At 68.5% G+C, this 9,526-nt stretch carries 3 protein-coding genes; all 3 read right to left on the reverse strand.

All coding sequences use genetic code 11. The annotated features are described in order from the left end of the window. From BN2475_RS11455 to recC, 3 genes are read right to left on the reverse strand one after another with little or no spacing between them, the layout of a single operon-like run. A complete protein-coding gene (locus tag BN2475_RS11455) occupies positions 1-2,331 on the reverse strand; it encodes an AAA family ATPase (RefSeq protein WP_094779642.1) in 2,331 nt (776 codons plus the stop codon). Next, on the reverse strand, positions 2,328-6,038 hold the full coding sequence (gene recB / locus BN2475_RS11460) for an exodeoxyribonuclease V subunit beta (protein ID WP_094779643.1): 3,711 nt from the start codon (positions 6,036-6,038) through the stop codon (positions 2,328-2,330). The genes BN2475_RS11455 and recB overlap by 4 nt, the downstream gene beginning before the upstream one ends. Beyond that, the gene (gene recC, locus BN2475_RS11465) at positions 6,035-9,418 is read right to left on the reverse strand and encodes an exodeoxyribonuclease V subunit gamma (protein ID WP_094779644.1); all 3,384 of its coding nucleotides are present in this window, start codon (positions 9,416-9,418) and stop codon (positions 6,035-6,037) included. Before recC ends, recB begins: the two co-directional genes overlap by 4 nt. Positions 9,419-9,526 lie beyond the last annotated feature (108 nt).

Here is a 9,526-nt window from a genome sequence, read left to right on the forward strand (position 1 = left end):
TTACCCAGCGCGGCGCCACGCCTCTCCAATCCGGGCGGCCAGCCCCGAGTCACGCTGTGTCGGCGTCGCGATGGCCTGCGCCAGCACGGCGCGCGCACCGATCACCTCCACCCGCTCACGCGCACGGGTGATCGCCGTGTACACGAGTTCGCGCGACAACACCCGGCTGAACACCGACGGCAGCATCAACACCGCGTGCTCGAATTCCGAGCCTTGCGACTTGTGAACGGTCAGCGCGAACGCCGTGTCGTGCGGCGGCAGCGCCGCCGGCGATACCGCCCGTAGACTGCCATCGCCGGTGCGGAAGTACACGCGCAATGCGCCGCCTGCACCCGGCAGCGCAATACCGATATCGCCGTTGAAAAGACCGAGCGCATAGTCGTTGCGCGTCACCATCACCGGACGCCCCGCGAACCATTGCGCGCCGACCGCCAATGTCACACCCGCGGCGCGTCGCACCTGGGCCGCCATCGCGACGTTCACCTGATCGACACCGCGCGGCCCGGAGCGAGTCGCGCACAGAATGCGGAAACGGTTCAACGCATCGAAGAGCGGCAGCGGATCTGGCGTGTCGGTGGCAAGCGCTGCAGCGAGCGCATCGGCGTAGGGTGCGAAGCCGGTCGCGAGCCGCGCGACGGTGCGCTCGGTGAGCGTCGCGTGCATGTCTTCGTACAGTGCCGCGGCGCAGGCTTCGGCAGGGTCGACCTGCAGCACCTCGAGCGCCGCACCGGCCGAGCCGTTGCGGATCGCGAGCGACAAGCGGCCGATTGGCGATTCGAGGCCGAACCGATAGTTGCGCTCGAGCCAGACGACACAGTCGGCGAGCGGACTCTGAGCGATCGGCGCCGGCGTCGCCGGATAAGACGCCGGCGCGGATGCAGCCGGTGCGTGCCTGTCCCCTGCCGGCGCGAGGCTGTCAAAGAGATCGGCTACAGGTGGTGTTGGATCAAAGGGATCTGGCTGATCGGCATGCGCGAACAGATCGTCAGCCGGCGCGTCGAGATCGGCCGGCGCAGCGGGCGGTGCGAAATCATCGGCCCGCGCTTCGCCAGCCGCGTCTGCTTCGTCTGCTTCGCCCGCCGCGTCTGCTTCGTCGGCCGCGCCGACTTCATCGGCTTCATCGCGCGACACGTCCGGCAAGGCGCGCGCAAGCCGTGCCGCTTCGATGCCGAGCGCGTCGGCAATCCGTTGCAGCCCGCCGCGCGTGAAGGCCGGCTGCGCGCTGAGTTCGGCGAACACCGCGCCGGCTTCGACGGCGGCAAGCTGATCCTTGTCGCCAAGCATCACGAGACGGGTCCGCGGTGCAATCGCGTCGAGCAGGTGCGCGGCCATCGCGACGTCGATCATCGACGCCTCGTCGATCACGACGACGTCGTACGGCAGCGGATTGTCGCGATGGTGGCGGAAACGTCCGCCTGGCCCAGCGCCGAGCAGACGATGCAAGGTGTACGAAGTCTGCGGCAAACGCGCGGCGAGCTCGGGCGGCAGATCCCCGGCACGGGAGAGCAAGGCTTCCTGCATCCGCTGCGCGGCCTTGCCGGTGGGCGCCGCCAGCACAATCCGCAGATCGGCGCGGGCATCGAGCAGGCAAGCCAGCACGCCGACCACGGTCGTGGTCTTGCCGGTGCCCGGCCCACCGCTGACGATCGTCAGTCGTCCTGACAAAGCCATGACCGCGGCGACGCGTTGCCAGTCGACTTCGTCGTCTTTCGGTAGGCCAAAATAGCGCAGTAGACGCGCGCGCAAGCTGCGTGCGTCGGCGTCGGCGGCGGCGTTGACGTTGACGTCGACGTTGGCGTTGAAGTTGGCGTCAGTGCCGATTTCGCACTGCGCGGCAACAGCATCGCCGCCTGCGCGGACGGCACGCTCACGCTCCTGCGCGTCCCGCGTCCGCCCGTCGCCGCCACTCGCATGCGCGACCAGCGAGCGCGCGAGGCGCCGCTCATAGTCGTAGTAGCGCGCCAGATACAGCCGCCCTGCCGCGTCGATCACCAACGGCCGCAACGCGGCTGCGCTTTGCGCACCATCGCTGGCCATGCCGCTTGCAAGCAACGCCGCGCGCACCTCGGCGCGCGACGCCTCGAACCGTCGCGCCAGCGCCGTGAGCGGCACGCAAACATGGCCTTCAGCGATCGCGCGACTCGCGGCAAACGCGCCACGCGCCGCCCACTTCACCGCGTCGGCCGACGCACCACCGCGTCGTGCCAGCATACCGATGCGGCGCGCAAACCCTTCGGCGAGCGCGAGGCTGAAATCGGCCGGCGCGGGCAGACTCACGCCGATGTCGTCGAGCTCGGGCGGTGTCAACCCGCTCTGTGCGAACGTGCTCATGCGCCACCTCCAATCATCGCCGCGTCGAGCAGCGCCACCAGTTCGAAGGCAGGGCGCCGCATGTGCACGCCAGCGGGACCATCGGCATCGCGCCAATGCGGACGCACGCCGCGCACGAACAGATACAGATATCCGCCGATGTGCGTGTCGTACGAATAATCGCGCAGCCGCGTTTTCAGATAGCGATGCAGCGCGACCGTATAGAGCAGCGCCTGCAGATGATAGGCGTGGCTCGCCATCGCCGCTTCGAGCGGCGCCGCAGCGTAGTCGGCGGCGGTATCGCCGAGATGGTTCGACTTCCAGTCGACGATCCAGAAGCGTCCGTCGTGCTCGACGATCATGTCGATAAATCCTTTCACGAAACCGCGCAACACGCCGGGCTCCAGCGCGACATCGGGATAGCCGTGTTCGATCAGTAGCTCGCGCAACGCGGGGAAATCGAGCGACGGCGCAGCGAACAGAAACTCGAGTTCGTTCAGGCGCCGACGCGGATTGAGCGTCGCGAGCGCCATGCCCGGCACGAGTTCGGTGGCGACGACGTCGGCGAGCAGGCCCTGCATCATCGCCGGCAGGCGGGCCGCGAGTTCGGGCACGGCCGGCGCCGGCCGCTCGCGCAGCGCGCCACGAATCGCATCGGGCCACGTGTGCGCATCGGTGAAGTCCGCAAGTTCGAACATGCGATGCAGACAGTCGCCGGCCGCCGCGCCACGCGGAAACGCGAGGATGTCGTCGCTGGCAAGGGACGGTGGCTGCGGCGCGGGTGCTGGCGCGAAGGCGGGCACGGCGGCGAGCGCGTCGGCGATCTCATCGTGATCCGGCCGCACGTCTTCCAGCGGTGTGGGCGCCGCGTCGGCCTTGCCGCCCGCCGCGATGAGTCCGCTGAAACTCGCCATGCGCCACTGATCGCGCAGCGCCCGGCGATTGGCCCGCGCCTGCCTGAATGCGCCTTGGTCCTGAAGACTTTCAAGCGGCGTGCGGCGCGTCACCTGCGGCAGCGCCTGCAACGTGATCGGGCCGCCGGCGAGCGCCTGCCAGCGCGTGATCAACGTGGCTTCATCGGGCGGCTCGGCGAGCCACTCGTCGAAGCGGTGACCGCTGCCGCCGACCAGCCAGTTCAGCACGCTGCGGCGCGCTTCTCTCGTCGAGCGCGACGACAGATAGGTACCCGCAACCAGATAGCAGCGATACACCGCGCGTGTGAGCGCCACATAGACAAGCCGTGCCCGCTCCGCCGCCTGTTCGCGCGCCGCGTAACGCGACGCGCGCTCGGCCTCCTCGTCGTCGCAACCGTAGTGGAGCACGGCCTCGCCGGCTTCGTCGTGGTACTCGCGCGCATCGGGCAAGCCGGAGGACGGCGGTTCGCGCAGCGCGCCGTCGTTCAGGAACGGACAGAACACCACTGCATATTCGAGCCCCTTCGACTTATGGACGGTGACGATCTGCACGAGGTTGCGGTCCGACTCGAGTCGCAGCTGCGCGTCCTCGCCGCCGCCCTGTTCGCGTTGCGCGGCGAGCCAGCGCAAGGTCGGCGCGATGCCCGGCTGCGTGGCGGCACGCGCCTGCACGAGTTCGGCCAGATGATTCACGTTGGTCAAGCGGCGCTCGCCGTCCGCCCCGGCGACCAGCCGTTGCGCGACGCGCAGCTCACGCATCAGCGTGCGCCACATCACCGCGAAGCCGCGCTCGTGCCATAGCGTCCGGTAGCGCGAAAAGCGTTCGACCCAGCCCATCGCGTCGGCCACGTGCGCGGGGTCGTCGGCGGCTGGGGGCGCGTCGGCGATCTGCTCGAGACGCCATAGCGCGGCGGCGTCGAGACCTAGCCAGTCGGTCGCCAGCGCGGCGCGCAGCCGACGCAGATCGCCTGGCGTATCGACCGCGGCCAGCACGCGTTCGATCTGCTCGGCGTCGAGCGTCGCGAACACCGACGCCTGCGCCAGCTCCACGCTGCCGACGCCCCACGCCGCCAGCACACGTTTGATCAGACTGCCCTGCTTGTGCGTTTGCACCAGCACGGCGATGTTGCCGGGCGCGAGCGGCGTGTCGCCGATCGTCACCGAGCCGTCGCGTGCGCCGCGCAGCAGCCGCACGATCTCGGCGGCACAGGCTTCGCTCGCTGCGCGCTGGGCTTCGCGCTTGGGCAACGCGGCGTCACCTTGCGGCAAGCTCCAGATGCGGAAATCGCCAGCGTTCGTGGCCTGCGCGGCCGGATCGGCGAACGGCGGCCGACGCCGCTCGCCCGCGCGCACCGGCTGATAGTCGAGCCCTTCGAGCACGAATGCCCGCGGATTGGCTTCGAACAGCCGGTTGCAAGCGTTGACGATCGGCGCGGTCGAACGCTGATTGACCGCCAGCGTATAGCGCGCGGATGCCGCCGCCCGCGCCGCCAGATAGGTATGCAGATCCGCCGCGCGAAAACTGTAGATGGCCTGCTTCGGATCGCCGACCAGAAACAGCGGCCCGGCCGGCGCGAAGATACGGCTGAAGATCGCGAACTGCAACGGATCGGTGTCCTGAAATTCGTCGATCAATGCAGCGGGATAACGTGTGCGCAACGCATCGGCGAGCCACGGATGAGCAGCCAGCGCGCGATACAGGTTCGACAGCAGGTCGTCGAACGACACCACGCGGCGGGTGCGCTTGCGTGCCACGAGTTCGGCGGGCGCGTAGTCGAGCCACGTCTGCACGAGTTCGAGCCAGCGCGCGCGCTGCGCGGCCTCGGCCGCGACCACGGCGGCCGCGAGTGCTTCGGCGTGGTCGAAGAACGGATGCGCGGGCGGCTCGAACTTGACCTTGGTGGCCTTCTTCAACGCCGACGCCGTCAGCTTCAACGCGGCGCGCGGCGGTGGCGCATGCCAGTCGCCCTGCGCGAAGTAATCGGTCCATGCGGCGAGCGCTGCGCTCACATGATCGGGCTTATGCGTGGTCTTGCTCAGCCGCTCCTGCGCCTCGCCCAGCAAACTGACGATCGCGTCGCGCTGCGCATGCCAGAGCGCCCTGGCGGCATCGAAGTCGGCCTGCGGGTCAGCGCCGCCACTTGCATCGACCGTACCCCAGCGCAACTGCGCCAAGGGTTTCTTCAGACGCCGCGCGAGCTGTTCGTCGAGTGAAGCGGGACCTGCGCGTTTGGCCACCAGCCACGCGGCAAAAGCGGGATGCGCATGAGCCACCGGCTCGATCTGCTCGCGCCAGAAATCGGCGGCCATTTCGAAGCGCAACGCGGCGGCGTCGGCTTCCATCTCGAACGCGAACGGCATTGCGGCGGCGAACGGCGCCTCCTGCAACGCGCGCTGACAGAACGCGTGGATCGTGTGAATCGCCGCCTGATCGAACGTGCGCAGCGCGCGGCGCACTACCTTCAGCGCCGCCTCGCGCTCGATGCCGCGTTGCGGCGCCAGGGTCGTTTCAAAGAGACGCTGGATGAACGGATCGCCGCCGTCGTCGTCCATCTCGATCGCGCGATGCAGCTCCGCGAGACGGCCGCGAATGCGCTCGTGCAATTCCGCGGTCGCCGCCTTCGTGAACGTGACGACCAGAATCTGATCCGCGTTCAGGTTCTTCTCGAGCAGCAGCCGCACATACAGCGCGCAGATGTTCCACGTCTTGCCAGTCCCCGCCGATGCCTCGATCTGGTTGACGCCGTCGAGCGAACAGCCGAACACGTCGAGTTCCGCGGCGGCCAGCGCTTCGTGCTGCATGGCGCCGCTCATGATGCGCTCCGCAGATGCTGGATGAGCGGCTTGAAAACGATCGACGCGAGGCTGGCGAACGGTTCGTCGAGCTTGAACGACATGCCGCGCAAGGCGATGCGCAAGGCGGGATCGTCCGATTCGCCGCGTACGCGGTCGTTGACCCAGACTCCTTGCGCAGCCGATTCGCTATCGTTCACGCGAGCCCACGCGCTCTTCGGAAAAAAGCGCAGCGGCAGCCTGCGCCCCGCGCGGAACAGCGCGGCGAGCGGCGCCAGTTGATCGAGCGGCGCGGCGACCGGCGTCAGCTCAAAGCTCTCGCCGCTGCCATGCCACACGGTGCGGCGCGGGCCATCGGGTCGCGCGGCGCAGTAGACCAGATGCGCGAGCCACGCGGACAGATAGTCGCGTGCGGTGGCTTTGGCGTAACGAAAAATCACTTGTCCCGTTCCGGTCAACAGGTTCAGCGTGCCGTGCAGTTGCAGCGGCGTGTCGGTCGCCTCGCGAAGCAGCGTATCGTGAGCACCGAACAGTGCGCCGGCGAGCTCTACGTCGTCGGGCCAGCGCGGCGCGATGTCGAGCGCGAACGGCAGGCGCTCGACGCCCGTGGCGACCTCGCGGCGCACGCTCGCGGCGAGCTGGCTCAACGCGCCGAGTTCGCGCGCTCGCCATACCGCGCCGGTCGCGCCGCCGGGCAACTCGGGGCTTGCCGCGGCAACGCGGCGGACGCGCTCGAACATCACGTCGTGTTCGATGTCGGCGTCGAGCAGCACGGGCAACAGACGCTCGGCCAACGCATCACGCCCTGTGTAATCCAGATCGAACGGCTCGGTGTCGAGCAATTCGCCTTGCGCATCCGACAGCACGATGCCAAGGCGATCGCGCAGCAGCGCTCGCGCCGGATGACGCCAGAAGCGCACGAAGTCGTCGAACGCCACCGGCGACGTGTCTTCCGGCGGCAATGGCTGATCGAAGAATGGTGTGGCAGCCGGATGCTGCGGCGCGGCCAGCAGCGTCGCGAGTTCGGCGCGATCGGCGTCATAGGTGAACAAGCCCCGCTGCGGCAAAAAATAGTCCGCCGCAAACGCCTGCAACGGATGATCGACGATGAACGCACGGCGCGCGTGCTCCACCTCGGCGGGACTCGCGCCCTCGCCCGCCGACACCTGGGCGAGATGGTCGAGCAGCTCGTCGACCAGCGCGGCAGGCGGCAGTGGCGCGTTATCACGAATGCTGCGGCCCGTGTACGCAATGAAGAGCCGGTCGCGCGCAGCCAGCAACAGATCGAGGAACAGGTTGCGCTCGTCGTCGCGGCGCTGCCGGTCGCCGGCTTTGCCGAACGCGGCCATCAGATCGAACTCGTCGGCGCGTGCGAGACTGGGCAGCACGCCGTCGTCCATGCCGAGCAGGCAGACGATCCGATACGGCAAGCCGCGCAAGCTGGTGAGCGACGAAAACGTCACGCTGCCCCAGGGCACGCCGCCGCGCGCCGGGTCGTCGAGCGCTTCGGTGAGCGCGCCGCGCACCACCGCGGCGGGCAGCATGACATCGTGCGCGCCGGCTTGCATCGCGTCGCCCATCTTGTCGATGGCATCGCGCACCGCGGCGAGCGTTCCGGCGAACTCGACGCCACCGTCGAAACACTGCGCGAGCGTTTCGAGCAGCAGTTGCGCCCAGGCGGCGGGCGTCTGATCGATCGCGCAGCGCGCCGCGAAGCCGTCGATATCGTCGACGAAGCGCGACAGCCGGCCAAGCAGTTCGGCGTCCGAGCCATCAGCGCCTTCGACCGGCAACCACGCGTCGACCGGTTCGCCGCCGTCCGGCATCGCGTAGCCGAGGTAAAGACGCGTGAGCGCATCCGCGAACGTATGACGGGCGATCGGCACGTGTTCGCCGGTTGGCTCGAGCGGCGCGAGTCCACGCCGCGCGCCGGCTGCCGCGAGCCATTCCTGCGCGGCTTCGAGCGAGATCGCATCGATCCCGTAACGCACGGCAAGCGCGTCGACCCGCAACCATTCGACCAGCTCCGGCGCGCCCACGCTACGCTCGGGCAGCGCCAGCCAGTCAAGCAGCAGACGCGCGACCGGGTTGGCCTGCGACGGCGGCAAGCCGGTGATCCGGTAGGGAATGCGGCGCGTGTCGCCTGCCGGCGTGGTGCCGAACACCGCGTCGATCAATGGACCGGCGGCCGCCAGATCGGAGACGGCGACCAGCACGTCGGACGGCTGCAGATCGTCGAACTCGTCGAACCAGCCAAGCAGGCGATCGTGCAGTACTTCGAGCTGCCGCGACAGGCTATGACAGACATGCACTTCGATGCCGCGCTCGCTCGGCAATTCGTCAGTCTCGGTTTCCGCGCGCAGCTCGAGGATGGCGTTCTGCACGGCGGCGAGCCAGCTCGGCTGCGGGTTGCCGGTGAAGTCGCCGGTTTCGCCGGACGCGGCGCTCTCGGTCAGCTCATGCAGCATGTGCAACTGCGCCTGGGTCTGACGCCCCCATTCGGCGAGCAGCGGATGACCCACCTGCTGGTAGTCGAGTTGGCCGGCGGCGTCGAGCGCCTGCACGCGCGCCTCGCTGACCACGTCGAACCAGAACTCGCGGCACGGGTTCATCACGTACAGACGCACGTCGACCCAGCGTGACAGCGCGCGCAGCAACGCGACGTGCAACGGCGGCATGGTCGGCAACGCGAACACGCTGACCGCTTCGGGCCACTGCGCGTTCGAGATCGCTTCGAGATCGAGTGTGCCGATTTCCTCCAGAAAGCGGTACGCAGGCGGCAACGCGGCAGCCGGCGTATGCACATTTCCCGCGGCTTGCGCCACCTCGGCGAGCACCGCGCGCCACAGCGCCGACTGCCAGCGCTCGTCCTCGCGCGCCGCCTCGCTCGCACCGATCAGACGCGGGCCGCTCTCGTTCGCCGCGCCGCCGGCAAAGATCGAACCGCCCTGCTGCCATTGCAGCAACCATTCGGGACGATAGGTCAGATAGTGGTCGAGCACGGTCGCCACGCGCCGCGCCAGTTCGTAGCGCATCGATGCGTCGGCTGCATCAAGATAGGTGCGCAGACGCGGCGACGCATTCCATGGCAGCGCCGCGTCGGCGTCCGCCAGCAACCGGTAGCAGCGCCACACGAGCCGGTCCGGCGCGAATGGCGAGTGCCGCGGCACCTCGATCACGCCGCCGATCTGCGCCCACAGCCATTGCGCGAGATAAGCAAATTCGACGTTCGCGCAGATGCCCTGGCGGTTCGCGATATCGAGTTCGAGCCGCCGCCGCACAGCGGCGCTCGGGACGATCACGGGCTGCTTGACCCAGGGATCGGAGGGCGCTTGCGCGAGGTCGTCGAGCAGTGCGCCGACCAGCGTTTCATAGCGGTTCGAATAGAAGAGCTGGAGCATGGCTTCCGGGTGAAGCGTGGCGCACGAGCGACGCACGCGAGCCACGGCAGACATTGAAGCGACAGCATAACAAACAGACTCCCTAGATCCTATGAGCAAGAATTTGTC

Origin of the sequence: Paraburkholderia ribeironis, from assembly GCF_900019265.1 — a bacterium.
In the GTDB taxonomy this organism is placed as follows: Bacteria; Pseudomonadota; Gammaproteobacteria; order Burkholderiales; family Burkholderiaceae; genus Paraburkholderia; species Paraburkholderia ribeironis.